This window comes from Bradyrhizobium sp. SZCCHNR1015, from assembly GCF_032489875.1.
In the GTDB taxonomy this organism is placed as follows: Bacteria; Pseudomonadota; Alphaproteobacteria; order Rhizobiales; family Xanthobacteraceae; genus Bradyrhizobium.
Genome location: NZ_JAUEYW010000023.1, coordinates 80,283 through 105,136, shown reverse-complemented (window position 1 = coordinate 105,136; position 24,854 = coordinate 80,283). Strand labels below are relative to the sequence as shown.

At 67.0% G+C, this 24,854-nt stretch carries 24 protein-coding genes; 13 read left to right on the top strand and 11 right to left on the bottom strand.

From position 1 onward, the window contains the following. Positions 1–204: 204 nt before the first annotated feature. The 4 genes from QX128_RS30825 to rsmI form a co-directional block, all read right to left on the bottom strand. Complete coding sequence (locus tag QX128_RS30825; protein ID WP_316239402.1) at positions 205–1,020, bottom strand: exodeoxyribonuclease III; 816 nt, start codon at positions 1,018–1,020, stop codon at positions 205–207. 115 nt (positions 1,021–1,135) lie between these two features. Then, positions 1,136–2,077, bottom strand: coding sequence for a glutathione synthase (gene gshB, locus QX128_RS30820; protein WP_316239401.1), 942 nt, complete (start codon positions 2,075–2,077; stop codon positions 1,136–1,138). Between the two features lie 33 nt (positions 2,078–2,110). Continuing rightward, positions 2,111–2,521: a YraN family protein gene (locus tag QX128_RS30815; RefSeq protein WP_316215417.1), complete on the bottom strand. Its 411-nt coding sequence runs from the start codon at positions 2,519–2,521 to the stop codon at positions 2,111–2,113. Next, positions 2,508–3,467, bottom strand: coding sequence for a 16S rRNA (cytidine(1402)-2'-O)-methyltransferase (rsmI, locus tag QX128_RS30810; RefSeq protein WP_316239400.1), 960 nt, complete (start codon positions 3,465–3,467; stop codon positions 2,508–2,510). Before rsmI ends, QX128_RS30815 begins: the two co-directional genes overlap by 14 nt. Before the next feature lie 304 nt (positions 3,468–3,771). On the opposite strand from rsmI, the gene QX128_RS30805 reads away from it, so the two are divergent. After that, a complete protein-coding gene (locus QX128_RS30805) occupies positions 3,772–4,980 on the top strand; it encodes a penicillin-binding protein activator (protein WP_316239399.1) in 1,209 nt (402 codons plus the stop codon). Positions 4,981–4,993: 13 nt separating this feature from the next. Here QX128_RS30805 and hemW read toward each other — a convergent pair whose 3' ends face one another. From hemW to rph, 3 genes are read right to left on the bottom strand one after another with little or no spacing between them, the layout of a single operon-like run. Next, positions 4,994–6,151, bottom strand: coding sequence for a radical SAM family heme chaperone HemW (gene hemW, locus QX128_RS30800; RefSeq protein ID WP_316239398.1), 1,158 nt, complete (start codon positions 6,149–6,151; stop codon positions 4,994–4,996). Next, entirely contained in the window at positions 6,138–6,782 is a 645-nt protein-coding gene (gene rdgB / locus QX128_RS30795; protein WP_316239397.1) for an RdgB/HAM1 family non-canonical purine NTP pyrophosphatase, read from the bottom strand. Before rdgB ends, hemW begins: the two co-directional genes overlap by 14 nt. Continuing rightward, entirely contained in the window at positions 6,779–7,492 is a 714-nt protein-coding gene (gene rph / locus QX128_RS30790; RefSeq protein WP_315716822.1) for a ribonuclease PH, read from the bottom strand. The genes rdgB and rph overlap by 4 nt, the downstream gene beginning before the upstream one ends. Positions 7,493–7,666: 174 nt before the next feature. Between rph and hrcA the strand changes: the two genes are divergently transcribed. Then, positions 7,667–8,755 carry a heat-inducible transcriptional repressor HrcA gene (gene hrcA / locus QX128_RS30785; RefSeq protein WP_315805607.1) on the top strand — a complete coding sequence of 363 codons (1,089 nt, stop codon included), beginning with the start codon at positions 7,667–7,669 and terminating at the stop codon, positions 8,753–8,755. Between the two features lie 130 nt (positions 8,756–8,885). After that, positions 8,886–9,506 carry a nucleotide exchange factor GrpE gene (gene grpE / locus QX128_RS30780; RefSeq protein ID WP_315805608.1) on the top strand — a complete coding sequence of 207 codons (621 nt, stop codon included), beginning with the start codon at positions 8,886–8,888 and terminating at the stop codon, positions 9,504–9,506. Between the two features lie 155 nt (positions 9,507–9,661). Here grpE and QX128_RS30775 read toward each other — a convergent pair whose 3' ends face one another. Continuing rightward, on the bottom strand, positions 9,662–10,597 hold the full coding sequence (locus QX128_RS30775; protein WP_315805609.1) for a hypothetical protein: 936 nt from the start codon (positions 10,595–10,597) through the stop codon (positions 9,662–9,664). 210 nt (positions 10,598–10,807) lie between these two features. After that, positions 10,808–12,316, bottom strand: a complete 1,509-nt coding sequence (locus tag QX128_RS30770; RefSeq protein WP_315805610.1) for a hypothetical protein — start codon at positions 12,314–12,316, stop codon at positions 10,808–10,810. 354 nt (positions 12,317–12,670) lie between these two features. On the opposite strand from QX128_RS30770, the gene dnaK reads away from it, so the two are divergent. The 9 genes from dnaK to QX128_RS30725 all read left to right on the top strand — a co-directional run bounded on the left by dnaK (position 12,671) and on the right by QX128_RS30725 (position 21,675). Then, positions 12,671–14,566 carry a molecular chaperone DnaK gene (dnaK, locus tag QX128_RS30765; protein WP_315805611.1) on the top strand — a complete coding sequence of 632 codons (1,896 nt, stop codon included), beginning with the start codon at positions 12,671–12,673 and terminating at the stop codon, positions 14,564–14,566. Between the two features lie 145 nt (positions 14,567–14,711). Continuing rightward, entirely contained in the window at positions 14,712–15,842 is a 1,131-nt protein-coding gene (gene dnaJ / locus QX128_RS30760; RefSeq protein WP_316239396.1) for a molecular chaperone DnaJ, read from the top strand. A 242-nt stretch (positions 15,843–16,084) separates the two neighbouring features. Beyond that, positions 16,085–16,687 (top strand): class I SAM-dependent methyltransferase, encoded by a 603-nt coding sequence (locus QX128_RS30755; protein WP_315805613.1) that lies wholly within the window; start codon positions 16,085–16,087, stop codon positions 16,685–16,687. Positions 16,688–16,732: 45 nt separating this feature from the next. After that, positions 16,733–17,311 (top strand): NAD(P)H-dependent oxidoreductase, encoded by a 579-nt coding sequence (locus QX128_RS30750; RefSeq protein WP_316239395.1) that lies wholly within the window; start codon positions 16,733–16,735, stop codon positions 17,309–17,311. 6 nt (positions 17,312–17,317) lie between these two features. After that, on the top strand, positions 17,318–18,049 hold the full coding sequence (pyrF, locus tag QX128_RS30745; RefSeq protein ID WP_316239394.1) for an orotidine-5'-phosphate decarboxylase: 732 nt from the start codon (positions 17,318–17,320) through the stop codon (positions 18,047–18,049). A gap of 33 nt (positions 18,050–18,082) precedes the next feature. Continuing rightward, positions 18,083–18,385, top strand: coding sequence for a DUF1330 domain-containing protein (locus tag QX128_RS30740; protein WP_316166393.1), 303 nt, complete (start codon positions 18,083–18,085; stop codon positions 18,383–18,385). A gap of 93 nt (positions 18,386–18,478) precedes the next feature. Then, the gene (dapB, locus tag QX128_RS30735) at positions 18,479–19,297 is read left to right on the top strand and encodes a 4-hydroxy-tetrahydrodipicolinate reductase (protein ID WP_315805616.1); all 819 of its coding nucleotides are present in this window, start codon (positions 18,479–18,481) and stop codon (positions 19,295–19,297) included. Between the two features lie 24 nt (positions 19,298–19,321). Then, positions 19,322–19,945, top strand: coding sequence for a 2,3-bisphosphoglycerate-dependent phosphoglycerate mutase (locus QX128_RS30730; protein WP_316239393.1), 624 nt, complete (start codon positions 19,322–19,324; stop codon positions 19,943–19,945). 965 nt (positions 19,946–20,910) lie between these two features. Continuing rightward, positions 20,911–21,675 (top strand): hypothetical protein, encoded by a 765-nt coding sequence (locus tag QX128_RS30725; protein WP_315805618.1) that lies wholly within the window; start codon positions 20,911–20,913, stop codon positions 21,673–21,675. Between the two features lie 244 nt (positions 21,676–21,919). On the opposite strand, the gene QX128_RS30720 is transcribed toward QX128_RS30725, so the two are convergent. Both QX128_RS30720 and QX128_RS30715 read right to left on the bottom strand, forming a co-directional pair. Further along, complete coding sequence (locus QX128_RS30720; RefSeq protein ID WP_315805663.1) at positions 21,920–22,819, bottom strand: bifunctional helix-turn-helix domain-containing protein/methylated-DNA--[protein]-cysteine S-methyltransferase; 900 nt, start codon at positions 22,817–22,819, stop codon at positions 21,920–21,922. A gap of 484 nt (positions 22,820–23,303) precedes the next feature. Next, positions 23,304–23,837 (bottom strand): DUF2244 domain-containing protein, encoded by a 534-nt coding sequence (locus QX128_RS30715; RefSeq protein ID WP_316239392.1) that lies wholly within the window; start codon positions 23,835–23,837, stop codon positions 23,304–23,306. Positions 23,838–23,859: 22 nt separating this feature from the next. Between QX128_RS30715 and nth the strand changes: the two genes are divergently transcribed. Beyond that, positions 23,860–24,696 (top strand): endonuclease III, encoded by an 837-nt coding sequence (gene nth / locus QX128_RS30710; RefSeq protein WP_316239391.1) that lies wholly within the window; start codon positions 23,860–23,862, stop codon positions 24,694–24,696. Positions 24,697–24,854 lie beyond the last annotated feature (158 nt).

Sequence of the window (24,854 nt, the reverse complement as noted above, 5' to 3'; positions counted from 1 at the left end):
GGCCACCCCAACTTGCCAAAAACCCACAACAGTTGAGCCTCGCAATATGCGGAAGCTGAACCGGACAGCCGTGGGCTCGTCCCGGCCATCCACGTCGTCCGGCGTGCTAAGAACGGCGTGGATGCCCGGGACAAGCCCGGGCATCACGATGTGGGGACAGGCGAATGACAAACTCGGCACTGACGGGTCTGTCTGGTCGCGCCGTCAAACGTCCAGCGTCACCGTGACCGGCACGTGATCGGACGGCCGCTCCCAGCTGCGGGCGTCGCGCAGGATCCTGAAGTCGCTGACCCGGTCCTTCAAGGCGCGTGACACCCAGATGTGGTCGAGCCTTCGGCCGCGATCACCCACGGTCCAGTCGGCGGCGCGGTAGCTCCACCACGTGTAGACCTTCTCCGACATCGGGATGCGTTCGCGGGCGACGTCGACCCATTCGCCATGGGTCTGCGCCGCCAGCAGCTTCTCGCATTCGATCGGCGTGTGCGACACCACCTTCAGGAGCTGCTTGTGCGACCAGACGTCGTGCTCATGCGGCGCGACGTTGAGGTCGCCGACCAGGATATGCCGGTCGTCGCCGCGCGGATGCAGCGGCTCGCACGCCTTCAGTTCGTCGAGGAATTGCAGCTTGTGCTCGAATTTGGGATTGAGCGCGGGATCGGGAATGTCGCCGCCGGCCGGCACATAGAAATTGTGCAGCACCAGCGGCTGGGTGAGCTGCGCCTTCTCGCCGAACGCCACCGTGATGTGGCGCGAATCCACCTTGTCGCAGAAGGTGCGGACGTTGGTCTCGTCGAACGGCCATTTCGAGATCACGGCGACGCCGTGATAGCCCTTCTGCCCGTTCAGTGCGACGTGCTCATAGCCGAGCCGCTTGAAGCGCTTCAGCGGGAAAGCGTCGTCGATGCACTTGGTCTCCTGCAGGCACAGGACATCGGGCCTGACCTGCTTGATGAGCTTGGCGACGAGGTCGATGCGCAGGCGCACCGAGTTGATGTTCCAGGTGGTCAGGACGAGACGCATGAGAATGGCGTCATAGCATGAATTGCGCCGATGTCAGCGATTCCGCCTTGCCTCTGACGCATCGGACTGATCGCGTTGGTTGGCCTGATCCCCAGCGAAGTGGGACGGCGCTTGATCAGCGCCGTTTGCTCTCGATGACGTCCCATACGCGGGCCGCGATGTCGGGTCCGCCGAGCCGCGAGATCGCCCGGATGCCGGTCGGCGAGGTCACGTTGATCTCGGTGAGGTTGCCGTCGATCACGTCGATGCCGACCAGCAATAGCCCGCGCGCGCGCAACTCCGGACCCAGCGTGTCGCAGATCTCGCGCTCGCGGGCGCTGAGATCGGTGGCCTGCGCGGCGCCGCCGCGCACCATGTTGGAGCGCAGATCGTCCGCCGCCGGCACGCGGTTGACGGCGCCGGCGAACTCGCCGTCGACCAGGATGATGCGCTTGTCGCCATGCTTCACCTCGGGGAGAAAGCGCTGGATCACCCAGGGCTCCTTGAACGTCACCGAGAACATGTCGAACAGCGAGCCGAAATTCATGTCCTGCGGCATGACGCGGAACACCGCCGCGCCGCCATGGCCATGCAGCGGCTTCATCACCACGGCGCCGTGCTGATCGCGGAAGGCGTTGATCTCGTCGAGGTCGCGCGAAATCAAAGTCGGCGGCATCAGTTGCGGGAAGTTCATCACGAACAGCTTTTCCGGCGCGTTGCGCACGCTCGCGGGATCATTGACCACCAGCGTCTTCGGATGGATGCGCTCGAGGAAATGCGTCGAGGTGATGTAGGCGAGATCGAACGGCGGATCCTGGCGCAGGAGCACGACGTCGAACGAGGTCAGCGCGGTCGGCTTCGGTTCGCCGAGCGTGAAGTGGTCGTCGACCTGGTCGCGCACCGTCAGCGCCTGCACCGGCGCATACAGCTCCTCGCCGCGCAGCGACAGCTTGTCCGGCGTGTAATAGCACAGGCCATGGCCGCGCCTCTGCGCTTCGAGGAGCATCGCGAAGGTGGAGTCGCCGCGGATGTTGATGCGCGCGATGGGGTCCATCTGGACGGCGACGTTCAGTTTCATGGGCAGGTCCCTGCTCTCTGCAATCAGTTCATGTCAGGTGCTGGCGTCGAACGCCGCTACCAGATGGCGCGGCAGGCTGCGCGGCGCAACCAGAATCGCGTCGAAGCGCAGCTCCAATTCGGCATGGTCGGGATGCGCCATCAGCCACGCCTGCGCGGCATTGATGATGCGCTGCTGCTGGCGCGGCGTCACCGCATAGGCGGCATCGTCGAGCGAGGCGCGCGCCTTGACCTCGACGAACGCCACGAGGCCGCGCTTGCGCGCGATGATGTCGATCTCGCCATGCGGCGTGCGGAAGCGCTTGGCGAGGATGCGATAGCCCTTGGCGATCAGCAGCGCTGCCGCGCGGGTCTCCGCCGATAGTCCGGTGCGAAAGGCGGCGACGCGCTCCGGCGCCGCCGTCTTGGCCGGCTTGTCGGCGGACGCGCGCTCAGTCTTCGCCATCGGCCGACCCTGACCGCGCGTCCTTCGCCAGCTCGAGCGCGCGCGCATAGACTTCGCGGCGCGGCCGGCCGGAGAGCTCGACCGCATGCATGACGGCATCCTTGACGCTCGATCGCTGCAGCAGATCCTTCAGTACGGCATCGAGCGCATCCGGCGTCAGCACCCCGGCGCCGCGCGGCGGCGGACCGATCACCAGCACGAATTCGCCGCGGGTTTCGAGATCGCCAGCCGCTGCAGCGAGATCGCCGATGGCGCCGCGCAGCACCTCCTCATGCAGCTTGGTCAGCTCGCGGCAGATCGCGGCCTGGCGTCCCGCCATGGCCTCGGCGAGATCGGCCAGCGTCTCCTGAACCCGGCTGCCGGCCTCGAACAGCACCAGCGTCGCGTCGATGCGCGCGAGCTCGGCCAGCCGCGCGCGTCGCGCCTGCTGCCTGGCCAGCAGGAATCCCTCGAAGAAGAAGCGGTCGGTCGGCAGCGCCGCGACGCTGAGCGCCGCGAGCACGGCGGACGGGCCCGGCAGCGCGGTGACGTCATGCCCGGCCGCGCACGCCTCGCGCACCAGCTTGTAGCCGGGGTCCGAGATCAGCGGCGTGCCGGCGTCGGACACCAGCGCGATGGCCGCGCCTTCGGCGAGGCTCTGCAGAATCCTGGGCCTGACGGCTTCGGCATTGTGCTCGTGATAGGCTGCGAGTTCCGCGGCCAGGCCATAACGCTCGGTCAGGCGTCGCGTGATTCGGGTGTCCTCGCACAAGATGAGATCGGCGCCGGCCAGGGTTTCCAGCGCGCGCAGCGTGATGTCGCCGAGATTGCCGATCGGCGTCGCCACCAGATGCAATCCAGGCCGGGCCTTGGGCGCCGCAACGATCTGCCCCGCCACCAGATAGGTCGACGTGGTGGAAGATTTGCCGTCGTCCGGCGACGTCTTGGGGATTGCCTTCGCGCCCATCGAGGTAATTTAAAGGGCCTGCCGCGGGATTGCCACAGGGGAACAGCCGCGCGGCGATTTGAAGTTCCGGGATCGGCATCGCCGCGTCGCCATTCATCGCCGATTCAAGTCCGAAACGGCACATCGATAGGGGTGTGGACGAGCAGGGGATAGGCCGTGCAAAACGTCGAATTGATCGGCGGTGTGGCGCTGACAGCCTTTTGTTTTGCTTAACTATTCGTCGACAATATGAGTGAATCGGCACGGCCTTGCGGACGTGCGTTTGGGGAACTTCTGGCCGGTCTCGGCCGAACGAAGAGATGCCATGGTGGGCCCGCGTCATCCCAACTCTCTCGGTCCGGGACCCCATGGGGTCGCCCGGCGAACGGCGCTGGGCCTGATCGTCGGCGCGCCGCTGCTGTCGGCGTGCTCCAACGTGCAGCAGGGCTTCAATCCGTTCGAGCAGCCGACGGCGCCGGCGGGACCGCCGCAGCAGCCGGCGGTGGCCGGTAACGGCCAGGTCAAGGTCGGGCTGATTCTGCCGCTGTCGGCGTCGGGCAATGCCGGCGTCGCCGCGCAATCGATGAAGAACGCGGCCGAGATGGCATTGGCCGAGTTTCAGAACCCCAACATCCAGCTCCTGATCAAGGATGACGCCGGCAGCCCGCAAGGCGCGCAGCAGGGCGCGCAACAGGCCTGCGACGAAGGCGCCGAGATCATCCTCGGGCCTCTGTTCGCGGGCTCGGTGCCGGCGACGGCCCAGGTGGCGCGCACGCGCAACATCTCGGTCATCGCCTTCTCGACGGATTCGAGCGTGGCGGGGCGCGGCGTCTATCTGCTCAGCTTCCTGCCGGAGTCCGATGCGAGCCGCATCGTCGAATATTCCGCCAGCGTCGGCAAACGCTCGTTCGCGGCGCTGCTGCCCGACAATGCCTATGGCACCGTCGTCGAGGGGGCGTTCAAGACTGCGGTCAGCCGCCGCGGCGGACGCATCGTGGCATTCGAGAAATATTCCGGCGACCGCACCGGGCCGGCGCGCACGGTGGCGCAGGCGCTCGGCGGCGCCGATGCGCTGCTGCTGGCCGACGACGGCGAATCGGTCGCGGCGACGGCCGATGCGCTGACCGCTGCCGGCGCCAATCTGCGCAACATCCAGCTGCTCGGCACCGGGCTGTGGGACAATCCGCGCGTCTATGCCAGCGCCAGCCTGCAGGGCGGCCTCTATGCCGCGCCGGATCCGTCCGGCTTCCGCGCTTTCGCCGGACGCTACCGGACGCGATTCGGCGGCGATCCCGTACGCACCGCGACCCTCGCCTATGATGCGGTGGCGCTCGTGGCCGCGCTGGCGCGCACCCAGGGCAACCAGCGTTTCGCGCCCGACGTCCTGACCAATGCGTCCGGCTTCGCGGGCATAGATGGCCTGTTCCGGTTCCGCAGCGACGGCACCAATGAGCGCGGGCTTGCGGTGATGCGCGTCGGTTCGGGGGGCGGACAGACCGTCGCCGGCGCGCCGAAAAGCTTCAGCGCGACGTGAGTCGCAGCACGTCTCAGGCGGCGAGGTCAGCGACGACCGCGTCGAGCACCGGAAAGCCGTCCTGGGTCACGCGCAGCCGCCCGTCCGGATCGACCGCGATGGCGCCCTCCTCGCGCAGCAGCGCGATGCGGCGCGGATCGAGCGTGCGGCCGGAGATCCTCGCGTAGCGCTGCGGGTCGATGCCCTCGGCCAGTCGCAGCCCCATCAGCAGGAATTCGTCGGCGCGCTCCTCGCGATTGAGCTCGTCGTCGGTCATCACACCGTGACCGTTGGACTCGACCCGCATCAGCCAGGCCTCGGGCCGCTTGTCGGTTGCGGTCGCGTGTCTGATGCCGCCGATGTCGAGCCGGCCATGGGCGCCGGGACCGATGCCGGCATATTCCTGGCCACGCCAATAGATCAGGTTGTGCCGGCACTCCGCGCCTGGGCGGGCATGGTTGGAGATCTCGTAGGCCGGCAGCCCGTGACGGCCGCAGACCTCCTGCGTGACGTCGTACAAGGTGCGCGCCAGGCCTTCATCCGGCGTCTTCAGCTTGCCCGCGGCATGCAGGCCGAAGAATGGCGTGCCTTCCTCGATGGTCAGTTGATACAGCGACAAATGCTCGGCTGCCTCGCTGATCGCGCGCGTCAGCTCCTCGGTCCACATCGCCGGCGTCTGGTCGGGCCGGGCATAGATCAGATCGAACGAATAGCGCTCGAAGGCATTGCGCGCGATCGCCACCGCCTTCATCGCCTCCTCGGCCGTGTGCAGTCGGCCCAGCATCTTGAGCGACGCATCGTCCATCGCCTGGACGCCGAGCGAGACGCGGTTGACGCCGGCAGCGCGGTAGCCGGCAAAGCGCGTCGCCTCGACGCTGGTCGGATTGGCTTCCAGCGACACCTCGACGTCAGCGGCGACATGCCAGTGCCGGCCGATCGCGTCGAGAATCGCGCCGACGGTCTGCGGCTGCATCAGCGACGGCGTGCCGCCGCCGAGAAAGATCGAGCTGACGGTGCGCGGCCCAATGCGGGCGGCGGTGGTCGCGATCTCCTGGGCGAAGGCGCGGGCGTAGCGCTCCTGGTCGATGGCCGCATGCCGGACATGGCTGTTGAAGTCGCAATACGGACATTTCGACAGGCAGAACGGCCAGTGCACATAGACGCCGAACGCTTCGCTGTCAGCGCTGGTCAAGGCAGATCTCCGCGAGCTTCACGAAGGCGCGCGCCCGGTGCGACAGGCCGAGGCCGAGCGGCGGCAGGCCGTGCTTCTCGATGCTGGTCATCTCGCCGAACGTGCGATCGTGCCCTTCTGGCAGGAACATCGGGTCGTAGCCGAAGCCGGCCGTGCCGCGCGGCGGCCAGACCAGCGTGCCGTCGACCCTCGCCTCGACCTCCTCGACATGGCCGTCCGGCCATGCCACGCACAGCGCCGAGACGAAATGAGCGCCGCGCTGGTCGGCACCCGCGGCGCCGCGCTCCTGCAGCAGGCGCTCGATCCGCGTCATCGCGCCGGTGAAATCCTTGTCCGGTCCGGCCCAGCGCGCCGAATAGATCCCCGGCGCACCGTCGAGGGCGTGAACCACGATGCCGGAATCGTCGGCAAAGGCCGGAAGCTGCGCGGCCTTGGCCGCGGCGACCGCCTTGATGCGGGCGTTGGCCTGGAAGGTCTCGCCGGTCTCGTCCGGCTCGCCCAGGCCGAGATCGCCGGCCGACACCGCCTCGACGCCATGGGGGGCGAGCAGCTCGCGCATCTCGGCAAGCTTGCCGGGATTGTGGGTCGCGATGACGATGCGACCGGTGAGCCTGCGGCGCGGACCGTTCACGCGACCGCCATCTTCTGCAGGTCGACCAGCCGCGCGACGCCCTTGCGGGCGAGCGCCATCAGCGCCAGGAACTCGGCCTCGGTGAACGGCGTCTTCTCCGCCGTGCCCTGCACCTCGATGATGCGGCCGTCGCCGGTCATGACGAAATTGGCATCGGTCTCCGCCTCGGAATCCTCAGCGTAGTCGAGATCGAGCACCGGCGTGCCGTTGTAGATACCGCAGGAGATCGCGGCGACGTTGGCGCGCAGCACCTCGGTCTTGATCATGTTGCGCGACTTCATCCACTTGATGCAGTCGGCCAGCGCGACCCAGGCGCCGGTGATCGACGCCGTGCGCGTGCCGCCATCGGCCTGCAGCACGTCGCAGTCCACCGTGATCTGGCGCTCGCCGAGCGCTTCCAGGTCGATCGCGGTGCGCAGCGAGCGGCCGATCAGGCGCTGGATCTCGACGGTGCGGCCGGTCTGCTTGCCGGCGGAGGCCTCGCGCCGGGTTCGCTCCAGCGTGGCGCGTGGCAGCATGCCGTATTCGGCGGTGATCCAGCCGCGTCCCTGGCCCTTGAGCCAGGGCGGCAGCCGGTCCTCGAGCGTGGCGGTGACCAGCACATGGGTGTCGCCGAACTTCACCAGGCAGGAGCCCTCGGCGTATTTGACGACGCCGCGTTCCAGGCTCACGGCCCGCAGTTCATCCGGTGCACGGCGGCTCGGCCGCATGATTCTCTCCGTGAAAGAGGCGAAAGAGGGTGTTTGACGGCCTTGTAGGAGCCGCGACCGGCAGCGGCAAGGGTTTATCAAGGGCCCGTCGCTCCCGGAGCCCCCTCCTCATGACCGGCTTGCCACCGAGCCGCCGCATGGACACATTATAGGCAGCTGGGAGGAGTGCATCTGGTGGCCCACCACGATCCGATCAACCTGATGACACCGCCGGCCGGTCTGGCGCAGCTGAACGAGCGCTCGCGCGAGATCTTCCGGCAGATCGTCGAAAGCTATCTGGCGACCGGCGAGCCGGTCGGCTCGCGCAACATTTCGCGGCTGATCGCGGTTCCGCTGTCGCCGGCCTCGGTGCGCAACGTCATGGCCGATCTCGAGCAGCTCGGCCTGATCTACGCGCCGCACACCTCGGCCGGCCGGCTGCCCACCGAAGCCGGCCTGCGCTTCTTCGTCGACGCCCTGATGCAGGTTGGCGACATGACGGAGGCCGAGCGGCAGTCGATCCAGAGCCAGCTCGCGGCCGTCGGCCGGGCGCAATCGGTCGAGGCGGCGCTGGATGAAGCGCTGACCCGGCTGTCGGGTCTGACCCGTGCCGCCGCCGTGGTTCTGACCGCCAAATCCAACACCCGGCTGAAGCACATCGAGTTCGTCAGGCTCGAGCCCGAGCGCGCGCTCGTCGTTCTGGTCGGCGAGGAAGGACAGGTCGAGAACCGGGTCCTGACCCTGCCGCCGGGCGTGCCGTCCTCGGCATTGACCGAGGCGTCCAATTTCCTCAACGCCCGGATCAGAGGGCGGACGCTGGCGGAAGCGCGGCTCGAGCTCGAGACCGCGCTGGCGCACGACCGTGCCGAGCTCGACCAGCTGACGCAGAAGGTGATCGCCGCCGGCGTCGCGAGCTGGTCCGGCGGCGACAGCGACGAGCGGCAGCTCATCGTGCGCGGCCACGCCAACCTGCTCGAGGACCTGCATGCGCTCGAAGATCTCGAGCGTGTCCGGCGGCTGTTCGACGATCTCGAAACCAAGCGCGGCGTCGTCGATCTGCTCGGGCGCGCGGAGAGCGCGGAAGGTGTCCGCATCTTCATCGGCTCGGAGAACAAGCTGTTCTCGCTGTCGGGCTCGTCGACGATCGTGTCGCCCTATTCCGACGCCACGGGTCGCATCGTCGGCGTGCTCGGCGTCATCGGTCCGACCCGGCTCAACTATGCCCGGGTGATTCCGACGGTCGATTATGCCGCGCGCCTGGTCAGCCGGCTGCTGGGTGGCTGATGCGTGAGATGGTTAATCCGCGGACGGCGTCTCCGGCGGGCCGGTCAGGCTGCGCTTGATTTTCGACGCTCAAAGCACGATATCCCGCCCCATATCCCCAAACCCGTCAGCCGAACTTGCGAGTCTGTCCATGACCGATCCCGACCTGCATAAGAATGATCCGGAAAACCCGGCGCAGGCCAGCGAACCCGTCGTCTCCAAGCCCTACATCATGCCCGATGATCCCGAGGCCGGCTCGGCAGAGGCCCTGGCCAAGGAGGCGGCCGACGCGCGCGACAAGATGCTGCGCACGCTGGCGGAGATGGAGAATCTGCGCAAGCGGACCGCCCGCGAGGTCGCCGATGCGCGCATGTACGGCATCACCGGCTTCGCCCGTGACGTGCTCGACATCGCCGACAATCTGCAGCGCGCGCTCGATGCCGTGCCGGCGGAGACGCGCGACAATGCCGATGCGGGCCTGAAGTCGCTGATCGAGGGCGTCGAGCTCACCGAGCGTTCGCTGCTCAACACGCTGGAGAAAAACGGCGTCAAGAAGTTCGATCCGACCGGGCAAAAGTTCGACCCCAATTTCCAGCAGGCGATGTACGAGGTGCCGGATCCGTCGGTGCCGTCCGGCACGGTGGTGCAGGTCGTGCAGGCCGGCTTTATGATCGGCGAGCGCGTGCTGCGCCCCGCCCTGGTCGGCGTGTCCAAGGGCGGCGCCAAGGCGGCGCCCGCGGCGAGCAACGATCAGTCGAACAGCGCCGCCTGACGGCGAGCACGGGCACGCATTCTGCGGCCGTCCTGTTGTCGAACGAAGAAGCCACGGGCAGCGATGCCCGTGGCTTCTTGTTTGTCGGCGCGACCTTGTAGTTCGTCTCGCGGCGAGCAGCCGGCGTGATCACGCCGTCCGATGCCGGGCTGGTCTCAGCCTCTTGGCTGGATGCCGTCGCGGACGGCACGGAACCGCGGGAAGGCCGCCGACCACTGGTCGCGCGGCGCACTGCCGATGATCCGCAACGTGTTTGGCCCGCCGAAGCGCAGCCACTGCACCACCGTCACCGGCGTATTGTCCTTGCCGCTGGTGGCGTCGATCCGGGTCTCATAGGCCGGCTGGCCGTCGATGCGGATCGGCTCGGACATCGTGATGCGCGCTTCGCGGACGCCCGGAATGGTGGTGGCCGCCTGTTGCGCCACGCGCGCGCGGTCGCCCGCCTCCGGGGCCACGCCGGCCACCAGCCCGATCACCACGAAGGGCGCGGCCTCGAATCCCTTGTCCTCCTCGCCGTCGGCGAGGATCAGGGCGCCCGGCCCGAGCGTGCGGATGGTCTTGAACCCGGAGAGGTCGGTGACCTTGAACGGCATCATCGCGAGCTGCTCGTCGACCGGAACGTCCTTGCGGACGACGGCGGAGGCGAACATCTGGCGCACGGCATCGTCGGTGTAGATCCGGCTCGCGGTCTCCGGGATCTGCACGGCCACGTAGCCGGAGAAGCCGTTGCCGGGCAGGATCATCGAGTAGCGCCGCACCGGCGTGTTGCCATCGCGGCCGTTCTCGACGGTATAGTAGGCGGTGCCGGCGGCGGTCTCGATGCTCTCCGGCTTGACGCTGCCGGTCCCGGCGGGATTGGCGGTAAACGCGTTCTTCACCTCGCCATAGGCGGCGGCGGGCAGTTCGGTCAGCAGCACCTTCACGCTCTGGTCCTCGGTTTCGAAGCCGGAGAACGTCTTGGCCTTGGCGAGCCCGACCAGCGGCGCGAGCCCGATGCGGACGCCGGGCGGAAATACGGCGTCAGTGGCCCATGCGGGGTGCAGCAGCGAGATCAGCAGGGTGGCCGCGGTGAAGAGTCGAACGATCATCATCAAACATTGCCTCGTTGACCGGGGCCGCGCGCCGAGGCGGTCGGGGGTCCTCGCCAGCGTGGTCTTCGGCGGGCACGCTTTTAGCGGCTTTGCGCCCCCCGCAACAGGCCGGGCGCGCGGTTTTGATCGCCTGCGGCGATCGGCGCGCTCCGGCGGGGCGCATTTCGCGGCTCATTTCGCCTCGAAAGGCGGATTCAGGATGGTCCAGCGCTAGCCGCGCTTCAGGATTTCGACGCCGTCGACGGTCTGTACCAGCACATAGGGCGCGAGCAGGGCCCTGAGCTCGGGGTCGGAACGCGCCCAATCGCCCCAGTCGCTGTTCTGATTGTCGATCAGGACGACGTCGGGCGGCTGCTTCCGGAAGTCGGCGATGATCCCGGCGCGTTCGCGTTCCACATAGGGCGCGAGCCGCTGCGCCGTCTGTGAATCGATGGTTCCGTCCTGTTGCGATCGGCGGACGATTTCCCGGACCCAGAACGCCTCCTGGCGCGAGATCCAGGTGCCACCGAGGGTCCGCACCATCGGGTGGCCGATGACCGCGGCCGCGCTCAGCACCAGCATGCTCGGTCGCGGCCCGAGTCGCGCCACCTGGGCTTCAATCTGCCGGACGTCGACGCTGCCATTGAACCAGAAGCAGGTCTGCACGAACAGCACGGCGCCGGCGAGAGCGGTGGCGACCTGCGGCCAGCGCCGCATGTCGCGGCGGGTGTCGATCGCCGACGCGGCGAGGCCGGCGGCGAGCAACGCCAGCGCGACCATGGGATAGGCGTGATAGCCCCAGCCCTTCTGCTGCGCGACGAACGACACCAGGAATCCGAGCGATCCGGCCAGCGTGGTGAAAGACGCCGCGTCGCGCGCGTGCTGCCGGCGTTGGAGGAGGAGAATGGTGATCGCTGCGGCAAGCCACAGGCCCATCGGCAGGGTCACGAGGATGGTCGGCACCGGCGCCTTCAGGAGCAGATAGACGTCGCGGACCAGCGGATAGATGAGCGTGAAATATTCGGGAAAGAACAGGTAGATACAGGCCGCGTTGAGCAGCACCAGCGCCGCGGCGATCCAGTTCTCCAGCGCGAACAGCACGCGCCAGTCGCGCGCCTGAGCGGCGGCGGCGAGAATGCAGAAGCCGGCGCTGAAGGCGAAATAGGGCTTGAAGCTCATCGTGAGGCCGGCGCTGAGCCCGGCGATGAGCACGGCGGCCGGGCCCACCCGCTCGCCCCTGGCGCGCAGGATGTACACCGCGATCGCCGGCAGGATCGTGATCAGGGCCAGGTGTTCCCGCTGGCCGAAATCATACATCGGCGCGATCAGGAGCAGGGCGGCCGTCCACGCCGCCAGCCAACCGTCGGCGAGGCGATGGCGCAGCGCCGATGTCCGCAGCACCAGCCACACCAGCGTCAGGGATGCCGCGGCCAGCGCGAAGATCAGGATGTTCGTCGCCAATTCGGGCCTGAGATGGATCGCACGCGCCAGCGCGACGGCCAGCAGATAGACCGATCCGGCCATCGGCGGATTGGTCTCGAGGATGTCGACGTAGAGCCGCTGGCCATCGAGCATGCGCTCGCTGACGAGGAGCCACCAGCTGACATCGACATTGAGGGGAAGGGTGTATCGCAGCCACGCCGCTGCAACCACGATGGCGCAGATCAGCAGTCCGGGGAACGTGGCCTGGCCGGCTTCGCGCGCACGCTGCGGAAAGCCCCAATCGGTGTCGATGACCATGCCTCATTCCCGTCCCAGGAGTGCGGCAGGCTAGGGCCCGTGGGTTAACAACGCATTTCGGTCATCGGGGCAGATCCGGAGTACCGGATTCGTTGCTCCCTGCCCGCGATCGCACCCTCCCGTTTAGGGCGCTGCCAAGGTCGATTGGCCCTTCTTGATGACTCCGCGAGGTCGTTCGGCGAGGGCCGTGATTTTCGTGGGGTCGAACCCCTGGTCCGGTCCTTGCGGGCCACTCCCCCCCTCCTATATGACGCTCATCGTCGCAATATCGCGAGCATTTGATCTGAGGGGGTTTTGGATGGGGGCGCCGTCAGGGCCCCACCCAACCTGCCGCAAAAAGAAGGATATGAGACCATGGGAAAGGTCATCGGGATCGATCTCGGCACCACGAATTCGTGCGTGGCCGTTATGGACGGCAAAACGTCGAAGGTCATCGAGAACGCCGAGGGCATGCGCACCACGCCGTCGATCGTCGCCTTCAGTGACGACGGCGAACGTCTGGTCGGCCAGCCGGCCAAGCGTCAGGCCGTGACCAACCCCGAGCGCACCTTCTTTGCGGTCAAGCGCCTCATCGGCCGCCGCTATGATGACCCGATGGTCGAGAAGGACAAGAAGCTCGTCCCCTACAAGATCGTCAAGGCCGGCAACGGCGACGCCTGGGTCGAGGCCGACGGCAAGACCTATTCGCCCTCGCAGGTCTCCGCCTTCATCCTGCAGAAGATGAAGGAGACCGCGGAAGCCCATCTCGGCCAGAAGGTCGACCAGGCCGTCATCACCGTCCCCGCTTATTTCAACGACGCCCAGCGTCAGGCCACCAAGGACGCCGGCAAGATCGCGGGCCTCGAGGTTCTGCGCATCATCAACGAGCCGACCGCGGCGGCGCTCGCCTACGGCCTCGACAAGACCAAGGCCGGCACGATCGCCGTGTACGACCTCGGCGGCGGCACCTTCGACGTCTCCATTCTTGAAATCGGCGACGGCGTGTTCGAGGTGAAGTCGACCAACGGCGACACCTTCCTCGGCGGTGAAGACTTCGACATGCGTCTGGTCAGCTACCTCGCCGACGAATTCCAGAAGGAGCAGGGCATCAACCTGCGCAACGACAAGCTCGCTCTGCAGCGCCTCAAGGAAGCGGCCGAGAAGGCCAAGATCGAGCTGTCGTCGACCACGCAGACCGAGATCAACCTGCCCTTCATCACCGCGGACCAGTCCGGTCCGAAGCATCTGACGATGAAGCTGACCCGCGCCAAGTTCGAGGCGCTGGTGGCCGACCTCGTCGAGAAGACCATCGAGCCGTGCCGCAAGGCGCTGAAGGATGCCGGCCTGACCGCCGGCGAGATCGGCGAAGTGGTGCTGGTCGGCGGCATGACCCGCATGCCGAAGATCCAGGAGATGGTGAAGCAGTTCTTCGGCAAGGAGCCGCACAAGGGCGTCAACCCCGACGAGGTGGTGGCGATCGGTGCCGCGATCCAGGCCGGCGTGCTGCAGGGCGACGTCAAGGACGTGCTGCTGCTCGACGTGACCCCGCTCTCGCTGGGCATCGAGACCCTGGGCGGCGTGTTCACCCGCATCATCGACCGCAACACCACGATCCCGACCAAGAAGAGCCAGGTGTTCTCGACCGCCGAGGACAATCAGAACGCGGTCACCATCCGGGTCTTCCAGGGTGAGCGCGAGATGGCGGCCGACAACAAGATGCTCGGCCAGTTCGACCTGATGGGCATTCCGCCGGCCCCGCGCGGCATGCCGCAGATCGAGGTGACGTTCGACATCGACGCCAACGGCATCGTCAACGTCTCGGCCAAGGACAAGGCCACCGGCAAGGAGCAGCAGATCCGCATCCAGGCCTCGGGTGGCCTGTCGGAAGCCGACATCGACAAGATGGTCAAGGACGCCGAGGCGAATGCCGCGGCGGACAAGAAGCGCCGCGAGGCGGTCGACGCCAAGAACCATGCCGACGCGCTGGTGCACTCCACCGAGAAGGCGCTGGCCGAGCATGGCTCGAAGGTCGCCGACACCGAGCGCCGCGCCATCGAGGATGCCGTCAGCGACCTCAAGGAAGCGCTGAAGGGCGACGATGCCGAGGCGATCAAGGCCAAGACCAACACGCTGGCCCAGGCGTCGATGAAGCTCGGCGAGGCGATGTACAAGCAGCAGGCCGAGAGCGATGCGGCCCGCGACGCCGCCAAGGATGACGTGGTCGACGCGGAGTTCACCGAGGTCGACGACGACAAGAAGAAATCTGCTTAACTGAGGCAGAGGTAGTGACCATGGCCCCCATGCCAAAGAGCGCTTTCAGCGGCTCGTTGGATGGGGGTCATTTTCATTGACCCGGAACGCGCGCGGCGATCGCGCCAGCCGTTCCTGTTGGGCGAAGTTCGGGCGGGTTTGATTGATGTCCACCAAGCGCTGCTACTACGAGACCCTGGAAGTCGAACGCGACGCCGACGAGGGCAAGCTCAAGGCCGCCTTCCGCAAGCTGGCCATGAAGTGGCATCCGGACAAGAATCCGGGCGATGCCTCCAGCGAAGTGAAATTCAAGGAAATCAACGAGGCCTATGAGGTGCTGCGCGACGCCGACAAGCGCGCCGCCTACGACCGCTATGGCCACGCCGCGTTCGAGCAGGGCGGCATGGGCGGAGCGCACGGCTTCGGCGCCGGCTTTGCTTCGTCGTTCTCCGACATCTTCGAAGACCTGTTCGGCATGGCCGGCCAGCGGCGCGGCGGGACCGGGCGCGAGCGCGGCGCCGACCTGCGCTACAACATGGAAATCACCCTGGAAGAGGCGTTCCAGGGCAAGACCGCACAGATCGAGATTCCGGTCTCGGTGACCTGCGAGTCCTGCTCCGGCACCGGTGCCAAGGCCGGCACCAAGCCGAAGACCTGCGCGATGTGCGGCGGCGCCGGCCGCGTCCGGCAGGCCCAAGGCTTCTTCACCCTGGAGCGCACCTGCCCCGGCTGTCATGGCCGCGGCCAGATGATCGAGGACCCCTGTCCGTCCTGCTCCGGCTCCGGCCGCGTCACCCGTGACCGCACGCTGTCCGTCAACATTCCCCAGGGCGTCGAGGACGGCACCCGCATCCGTCTCGCCGGCGAGGGCGAAGCCGGCCTGCGCGGCGGACCGCCCGGCGATCTCTACATCTTCCTGTCGCTGACGGCTCACGAGTTCTTCCAGCGCGACGGCGCCGACCTGCACTGCCGCGTGCCGATCTCGATGGTGACGGCGGCGCTCGGTGGCGAGTTCGAGGTGCCGACGATCGACAAGGGCAAGACCAAGGTCAAGATTCCCGCCGGAGCGCAGTCCGGCCGCCGCTTCCGGATCGCGTCCAAGGGCATGCCGGTGCTGCGCTCGCGCCAGACCGGCGACATGTATGTCCAGATCGTGGTCGAGACGCCGCAGAACCTGACCAAGAAGCAGCAGGAGCTGCTGGCCGAGTTCGATAAGTTGTCGTCCGGAGCGACCCAGCCCGAGGCGGCCGGCTTCTTCACCAAGGTCAAGGACTTCTTCGGCAAGGCGGCGAGCTGAGCCGTGAGTTCAAGCAAGCACGGCCTCGTGGTTTCGCCGAATGATTTCGGGATTCAGATTCAGAGGTCGAGCGAATTTGCTGCTCTGCACATGCAAAAAATTATCGAATGCAACTGTAAGAGCGCGGACCCGCCAGCCTTAATCGTACGTTACGGTTCGGCTTGACCGTCCCGCCTGCGCCCTATACGTCTTTGTGACTCTTTTCTGACATCGCCGTGAAAGCGGTCCCGTCTGGTACCGAGATGCCCCTGCAAACGTCCGTGCGTGCGTCGAAAAAGCCTCTCCGTCTGGACGACGAAGTGCGCTTCCTCCGCTCATGGATCGAAAAGCCGCTGCATATGGGCGCCGTCATGCCGTCGGGCCGGCTGCTGGCGCGGACCATGGCGCAGTACGTCGATCCGCACGGCACAGGCCCCGTCATCGAGCTTGGACCGGGCACCGGCGCGATCACCAATGCGCTGGTCGAGCGCGGCGTCGATCAGAAGCGGCTGGTGCTGGTCGAGTACAATCCGGGCTTCTGCGCGTTGCTGCGCGACCGCTACCCGCAGGCCAAGGTGGTCCAGGGCGACGCCTATCGCCTCCGCGACACACTCTGGAACGTGCTCAGCGCCCCTGCCGCCGCCGTCGTCTCCGGCCTGCCGCTCGTGACCAAGCCGATGCTGACGCGCATGAAGCTGATCCGCGATGCGTTCGCGGCGATGTCGCCGAATGCGCCGTTCGTGCAGTTCACCTATTCCGTCGTGCCGCCGATTCCGAAGTCGCTGCCCGGCGTCACCACGCAGGCCTCCGAGCGCATCTGGATGAACCTTCCGCCGGCGCGCGTCTGGGTGTATCGCAAGCCCTGACCGGCGGCCGCGATCCTTCGTGGCGGGTCGCTGACCGACCTCACGATGTCCGCGCTGAAGATCCTCATCATTCCCGGCTCGACCCGGGCCGGCTCGCACAACGCGAAGCTCGCCGCGGCCGCCGCCTATCAGTTCGTGCAGGCTGGCGCCGACATCACCCGCATCTCGCTCGCCGACTTCCCGCTGCCGATCTACGACGCCGATCTCGAGGCGCAATCGGGCATTCCGCATCACGCCGTGAATCTGACGCGCATGATCGGGGTGCATCATGCCGTGCTGCTGGTGACGCCGGAATACAACGCCTCGGTGCCGCCGCTGCTGACCAACGCCATCACCTGGATCTCGCGCGTCGACAAGCCGCCCGGCAGCCGCGGCGCGGTGTTACGCAGCCGGCCGTTCGCGATCGCCGCCGCCTCCGAGAACCGCTTCGGCGGCATCCGCGCGCTCGCCGCGTTGCGGCTGATGCTGACCGCCTGCGACGCCACCGTGATCCCGAGCCAGCTTGCGCTGGCCTTCGCCGACAAGGCGTACAACGACATGGACCGGCTCAAACTGCCCGCTGACGTCACCGCGCTCGACGCGCTGGTGCGGGAGCTGATCGCAACAGCGCAACATACGATGTGAGGTGACATGCCGACCGAGATTGCTCCGCGCGACCGCCTGATCGTGGCGCTCGACCTGCCCGGCGTGGCCGAGGCCGAGGCGATGATCGCCAGGCTGGGCGAAGCCGTGACGTTCTACAAGATCGGCATGGAGCTGACCTATGCCGGCGGCCTCGGCCTCGCCGAGCGCCTCGCGGCCGAGGGTAAGCACGTCTTCATGGACCTCAAGCTGCACGACATCCCGACCACGGTCGAGCGCGCCACGAGGCAGATCGCCCGGCTCGGCGCCCGTTTCCTTACCGTGCATGGCTTCTCGCAGAGCATGCGAGCGGCGCTCGCCGGCGCCGCCGGCTCCAGCCTCGAGCTGCTCGCCGTCACCGTGATGACGTCCTACGATGATGCCGACCTCGCCGCCGCCGGCTACGCCATGGGCGTCAAGGAGCTCGTCACCAGGCGCGCCGTGCAGGCCAAGGAGATCGGCATCCACGGCCTGATCCTGTCGCCCGAGGAAACGGCGCTGGTGCGTCCGCTGGTCGGGCCTGACATGCAGCTCGTGACCCCCGGGATCCGTCCGGCGGGATCCGACGTTGGCGACCAGAAGCGCATCATGACCCCGGCCCTGGCGATCGCCGGCGGCGCCGACCGCCTCGTCGTCGGGCGTCCCGTCACCGGCGCTGCCGATCCGGCTGCGGTCGCCGAAAGCATCGTCGCCGACATCGCCGGCGCCGTGGCGCTGGCCGGCAAGACCAATCGCACGTAAGCAACAGCGACCGAGAACAGGGAGACGACAGGGATGCCCAAGGCCTATTGGATCGCGCGGATCGACGTGCACAACATGGACGGCTACAAGGACTACGTCGCGCAGAACGGCGCGGTGTTCCACCAGTACGGCGCCAAGTTCCTGGTCCGCGGCGGCCAGTACGAGACCAGGGAGGGCACCTCGCGCTCGCGCAACGTCGTGATCGAGTTCAAGGACTACGCGACCGCGCTGGCGTGTTACAATTCTCCCGAGTACCAGCGCCTGGTCGCGATGCGCGCGCCGCATTCGCAGGGCGATCTGGTGATCATCGAGGGCTATGACGGCCCGCAGCCGTGATCGCCGCCCGTCCGACCACCCGCGATCTGGCCTCGCTCGGTTGCCGCCGCCATCGGCCCCGGCTATAGCCCTTGAAGGAGCGGAGGAGCTGAGATGTCCAAGATGCGCTTGATCGTTGCCGGAGCTGGCGGCCGCATGGGCCGCGCCCTGGTGCGTGCAATCGCCGAGACCGACGGCGCCGTGCTGGCGGGTGCGCTCGAAGCCCCCGGCTCGGAGCTGATCGGCAAGGACTCCGGCGCCCTCGCCGGCCTGCCTGCCAACGGCATCAAGCTGTCGGGCGACCTCTGGACCATGTCCGCCGAGGCCGACGGCATCCTCGATTTCACCGTCCCGGCCGCGACCATCGCCAACGTCGCCATCGCCGCCGAGCGCGGCATCGTCCACGTCGTCGGCACCACCGGCCTGTCGTCGTCGGACGACGCCGTCATCAAGAGCGTCACCAAGCGCGCCATCGTCGTGCAGTCCGGCAATATGAGCCTCGGCGTCAACCTGCTGGCGGCGCTGGTCAGGCAGGTGGCGAAGTCGCTCGACGCCGGCTTCGACATCGAGATCCTCGAGATGCATCACAAGCACAAGGTCGACGCGCCCTCCGGCACCGCGCTGATGCTGGGACGTGCCGCTGCCGACGGCCGCGGCATCCCGCTCGACCAGCACTCCGCGCGCGGCCGCGACGGCATCACCGGCGAGCGCCGCGCTGGCGACATCGGCTTCGCCTCGCTGCGCGGCGGCACCGCCGCCGGCGATCACAGCGTCATCTTCGCCGGTCCCTCGGAGCGGCTGGTGCTGTCGCACCAGGCCGAGGACCGCATGATCTTCGCCCATGGCGCGCTGAAGGCGGCGCTGTGGGCGCATGGCAAGCCGCCGGGCTACTACACGATGGACGACGTGCTCGGCCTCAAGGATCTGTTCTAGTTCAACGTCGATGGAAGCGAACTGATGAGCGAACGTCTCCTGGTGCTGGTGCGCCACGGCCAGAGCGAGTGGAACCTGAAGAACCTGTTCACCGGCTGGAAGGATCCGGACCTGACCGAGCAGGGCGTGGCCGAGGCCAGGGAGGCCGGGCGCAAGCTGAAGGCGCAGGGGCTCGTCTTCGACGTCGCCTTCACCTCGGTGCTGACGCGTGCCCAGCACACGCTCGACCTGATCCTGACCGAACTCGGCCAGACCGGCCTGCCGACACAGAAGAACCTCGCGCTCAACGAGCGCGACTATGGCGACCTCTCGGGCCTCAACAAGGACGACGCCCGCGCCAGATGGGGCGAGGACCAGGTCCACATCTGGCGCCGCTCCTACGACGTCCCGCCGCCCGGCGGCGAAAGCCTCAAGGACACGCTCGCCCGCGCGCTGCCCTACTACGTCCAGGAGATCCTCCCCGGCGTCCTCCGCGGCCAGCGCACCCTCGTCGCCGCCCACGGCAACTCGCTCCGCGCCCTGATCATGGTGCTGGAGAAGCTCTCGCCCGAAGGCATTTTGAAACGCGAGCTGGCGACGGGCGTGCCGATCATCTACCGGCTGAACGCGGACTCGACGGTGGAGTCCAAGCTGGATCTGGCGGGCTGACTGATCGCTGCAAGCGTTCCGTCCCCGCGCCTCGTGGCGCTTCTTATGAGTTGAGGCCCCACTACCGGCCGCAGCGACGCTGCGCCCCCTCGCCCCGTTCTTACGGGGAGAGGGCTGGGGTGAGGGGCAGCCACACGGGCAGTGCCTGATCTGCGACCTAACCACAAGCCTTCTACTAATGAGTTGCTCGTCATGCCCGGGCTCGTCCCGGGCATCCACGTCCATCATCGTATGCCGGACGACGTGGATGGCCGGGACAAGCCCGGCCATGACGACGCGGAGGCGGCGGACCAGATAGCGGCATGCGATGATGGATGTGGATGCCCTGTGAACGCGAAGCTCGCGCCGTTCGGCAGCAAACGCGCCGCCCTCCTGTCCCGATTCACATCTCAAACAGCCTTGGACACAGCTCCGCGATCTCGCGGCGTCATCGCCCGAGTCCTGCATCGAACCGTGTCCCTCCGAAAATCGAGAGGGCGCAGGGAATGCCGGGTGAAGGCCTCACCCATGGCCCGCCTGCGTAAAAAAATGCAGGCGGCAGGTACCACAGGTGCTGCCGATCATCCGGCATTCCCTGCGCGACGGTCTTAACGCTTATACGCAGTCTCCCTGGTGCGCCGGGCTTGTTGGCCACCATTGTCCACGCAGCGCCTCAAGCGCCGTCGCGAACGTGACACCAGCGTCGGGGTGTCAGGACCCTGCGACTTCACGTCCACGATCCAGCCGTTCGTCGGCGCGCCCGAAGACACGCTGCGGCAGACCGCGGCCATCGCCTCCCCACCTCGCGTGTCGTGACGATCGCGCGCAACGCCCCTCTCGTTGAGGCGGGATGGGGGATAGAAACATGATTTCCGAAAATACGCAAGTAAATTATATTTTTTAGAAGTTGCTCCACCACATAGCAAATGCGATTTTCGGTAGCAAGCCGGCTCCCAAATCCGCCGCCCCACACCTACATCAGTGGAATGTCAGACACCGCCAAACTCCCTTCTGCACCGCCCGCCGTCGCCCGGACCAACACGCCGCCGCCCGGCTGGGCTAACGATGATCTCACGAAATTCCTGCAGGAGACCCATCAGCAACAGAATGCGACCTTCCACAACAAGAAGGCCGCGACCGCTCGGCTCGTGGCAATCGACGAACTGTTCGTCAGGATTTCGAAGCACTGGGTAAACCCACCAAGCGAGGTTGAGGCGATGCTTCTGCTCCGCTGCCATGCCGCCATGCGTGCTGCCGCAGGGGAAGCGATGGCCGGGCAGGCCGTTGAGTGTTACCGCCAGTGCCGGGGTATGCTTGAAAACGCGGCCTATGCCGTTCACATTCGTCGCGACCCGTCACTGGCGACTGTTTGGCTTAACCGGCATCAGGACGAGGCGGGCATGAAGGCGTCGAAGAAGGCGTTCCAGCATGTTGCCGTCGCAGCGTCCGTGACCGCAGCGAATCGGCACGCCGGGCAGCGCTTCGAGGACCTGTACCAACGCTGCATCGACTGGGGCGGCCATCCGAATGAGCGCTCCGTCACTGGCAACATGAAGATCATCGATGAGCCCGACCGCCGGTTGATGCTCGCGATCATGCTGCACGGCGACGGCATTGAACTGGACACGGCATTGCGGACTACCGCCCAGTGCGGAATGGTGTCACTGGAGCTGTTGCAGGTCCTCTACAACGCGAAGTTCGAGTTGCTCGGTATCAACGCCGCAATGCTCGAACTGCGGAAGGGTCTTTAATATCGAACGGACCGCGTCACCGGGCGAAAAAATACTGCGCCAATCGATCGAGTGTGTCCGCTTGAAGCTTCCCCCAACCTTCTAGGGTTGGGTCCGCATGGGTACCGAACTCGACCACGAGTCGACATGGCTTCATACAGGTCGGCGACTGTGACGCTACGCCGAAAAGGGGCCACGCCGAGCTAATCGGAAGGCCCGTCCAATGCAGCCTTACGCTGATCCAGATGGGGCATCATAAATCGTTCTACCCCATCTCCACCTGCCCGGCTTCCCACCCGATCATCGCCTGCTTGCGCGTGAGCCCCCAGTGATAGCCCGTCAACGCGCCGGTCTTGCCGAGCGCGCGATGGCACGGCACGACGAACGAGATCGGGTTCTTCCCCACCGCCGCGCCCACCGCGCGCGAGGCCTTCGGCGACTCCAGCCGTGTCGCGATATCGGAGTAGCAGACCGCCCGCCCCATGGGGATCTTGAGCAGGGTCTCCCAGACGCGGACCTCGAAGTCGGTGCCGATCAGGACGACGCGCAGCGGCTGGTCGGGGCGCCACAGGGTCTTGTCGAAGATGCGTTGGGCGAGGCCGGCGGTGCCGGGGACGTCCTCGACGTATTCGGCGCGGGGCCAGCGGCTCTTCATGTCGGCAAGCGCGGACGCCTCCTCGCCGGGGTCGGCGAAGGCGAGGCCGGCGAGGCCGCGCGGGGTGGCCATGACGAGCGCCATGCCGAACGGGCAGGGGTGGAAGCCGTAGCGCAAGGTGGTGCCGGCGCCGCCGGTCTTCCATTCGCCGGGCGACATCGCCTCGTGGGTGACGAACAGGTCGTGCAGGCGGCCGGGGCCTGATAGCCCCGAGTCGAGCGCGGCGTCGAGCACGCTCGCCGAGCCCTTCAACAGGCCCTTGGCATGGTCGAGCGTCAGCGCCTGCATGAACGCCTTCGGCGTCAGCCCGGCCCAGCGCCGGAACAGATGGTGCAGCTCGTCCGGCGTCAGGCTGGCGGCGTCGGCCATGTCCTCGATGGTCGGCTGCCGGCGCCAGTGCTCGGAGATGAACGCGATCGCGCGGCGCACCGCGTCGTAGTCGCGTAGCGCGGCCGATTGTTGCGGGCCCGGCTTGGCCAGGGCGGAATCGTGAATGGCGAGGGTCATCATGATCCGGATGTAGGGCGGCCGGGGCGGGGACTCCACCCGATTTCTGATTGGAGGGCTAGGGGCGGATTGAGTGGCCTGCGCCTCGACGCGTGCCCTTATTTGGTTTGCGCCGTCATTCCGGGGCATTCGCGCGCAAGCGCGAATGAGCCCGGAATCCATATCCACGGGACGACGTGTGAGGCGAGATGCCCATGACCGGCGTGCCCCACACGACGTCCTGGGGGTATGGGTTCCGGGCTCGCGCTGCGCGCGCCCCGGAACGACAGCGGAGACGCTGGCACCTCTGCCGCCCAAGGCGGCGGTTTACCTCTTCCCGCGCGCGAGAAGAGATCGGATTGCTTCGGCAGATGCGATCCGGGGAAGGGGCTGTCCGCACGGTCGGTGGGTGGGGCTGCTCCTCACCCCAACCCTCGCTCCGTAAGAACGGGGGGAGGGAGCGCGCTGCCGTTCGCGGGCAGCTCGGCTGCGCTGGGGTCTTCGATGACTACAGCGGATTATACACCGGCCCGCGTTTCGCGGCCTGCAGCCCGGCCGTCAGGGCTTTCGCAAAGCTCGCCTTTTCCTCCGGCCCGAGAAAGCTCGCGATAGCCACGCGCTGGCCGCGTGCCACCAGATACAGGCGCTCGATGCCGAACTCCTCGTGGGTCTCCTGGTCGAGCCGCACCCACAGCGGGTTGAAGCGCCATTCCATGACATGGCCCTTGTGGCTGACGCGGCGCAGGCGCAGCTCGGTCAGGGTGATCGTCACGTCCTCATAGGCGTTGGCGCGGCGGAAATTGACCTTGAAGGCCCAGTAGATCGCCAGCGCATCAAGGCCGAAGAAGCCGAGCACCGGCCACGCGCCCATCAGCAGCGAGGCAAGGCCGCCGATGAAGCTGATGGCGCAGACCACGACCATCAGCACCAGGAAGCCGGTGCGGTTGAGCGAGCGATGCGGCGTCAGCCGGGCCGAGAAGAGCTCGGGATCAGCGGCGTCGGTGCCGGTCTCCTGATACGCAAAAGCATTGCCTGGCGTCATGGGGCCTCAGTATACCCGGATCATGGCCAAAATCACCCGCCCCCAACGCGCCAAGCCGGCGCCGGTTCGCAAGCTCGCCAACAAGCCGGCCAAAAAGGCCGCTAAAGCCGCGCCCAAGACGGCTTCCAGGCCAGCACCGAAAAAGGCCGCCAAGGCGAGCCCGGCGGGCAAGCCGAAGGCCGGCCCGGGCAAGTCAGTCAAGACGACGCTGAAGGCGACCAAGCCGTGGACTCCGGCGGAGATCCGCGAGGCCTTCAGCCGGTTTGCGGCCTCCAACCCGGAGCCGAAGGGCGAGCTCGAGCACCTCAACCCCTACACCCTGCTGGTCGCCGTGGTGCTGTCGGCGCAGGCGACGGATGCCGGGGTCAACAAGGCGACGCGACCACTGTTTCAGGTCGCCGACACGCCGCAGAAGATGATCGCGCTCGGCGAGGAGACCTTGCGCGACACCATCAAGACCGTCGGCCTCTATCGCACCAAGGCCAAGAACGTGATCGCGCTGTCGCACAAGCTGATCAACGAGTTCGGCGGCGAGGTGCCGCGCACGCGCGCGGAATTGGAGTCGCTGCCCGGCGCCGGCCGCAAGACCGCGAACGTCGTGCTCAACATGGCGTTCGGCGAGCATACGATGGCAGTCGACACCCATGTGTTTCGCGTCGGCAACCGCACCGGCCTGGCCCCCGGCAAGACCCCGCTCGAGGTCGAGCTCGGGTTGGAGAAGGTCATTCCCGCCGAGTTCATGCTGCATGCCCATCACTGGCTGATCCTGCACGGCCGCTACACCTGCTTGGCGCGCAAGCCGCGCTGCGAGCTGTGCCTGATCAAGGACCTCTGCCGCTGGCCGGAGAAGACCGCCTGATACGTTGTCCGTGACGAACGGTTTCGCCGGAGAACGCATTTGACAGTCACTATTGTGTCACGCGGCGACGCCGTCTCACCATGGCCGGGCCACATCGGCGCCCGCATTGGACATAAGATGACACCCGTAATCCGGGGCGATGTGAGTGGCGCGTGTTA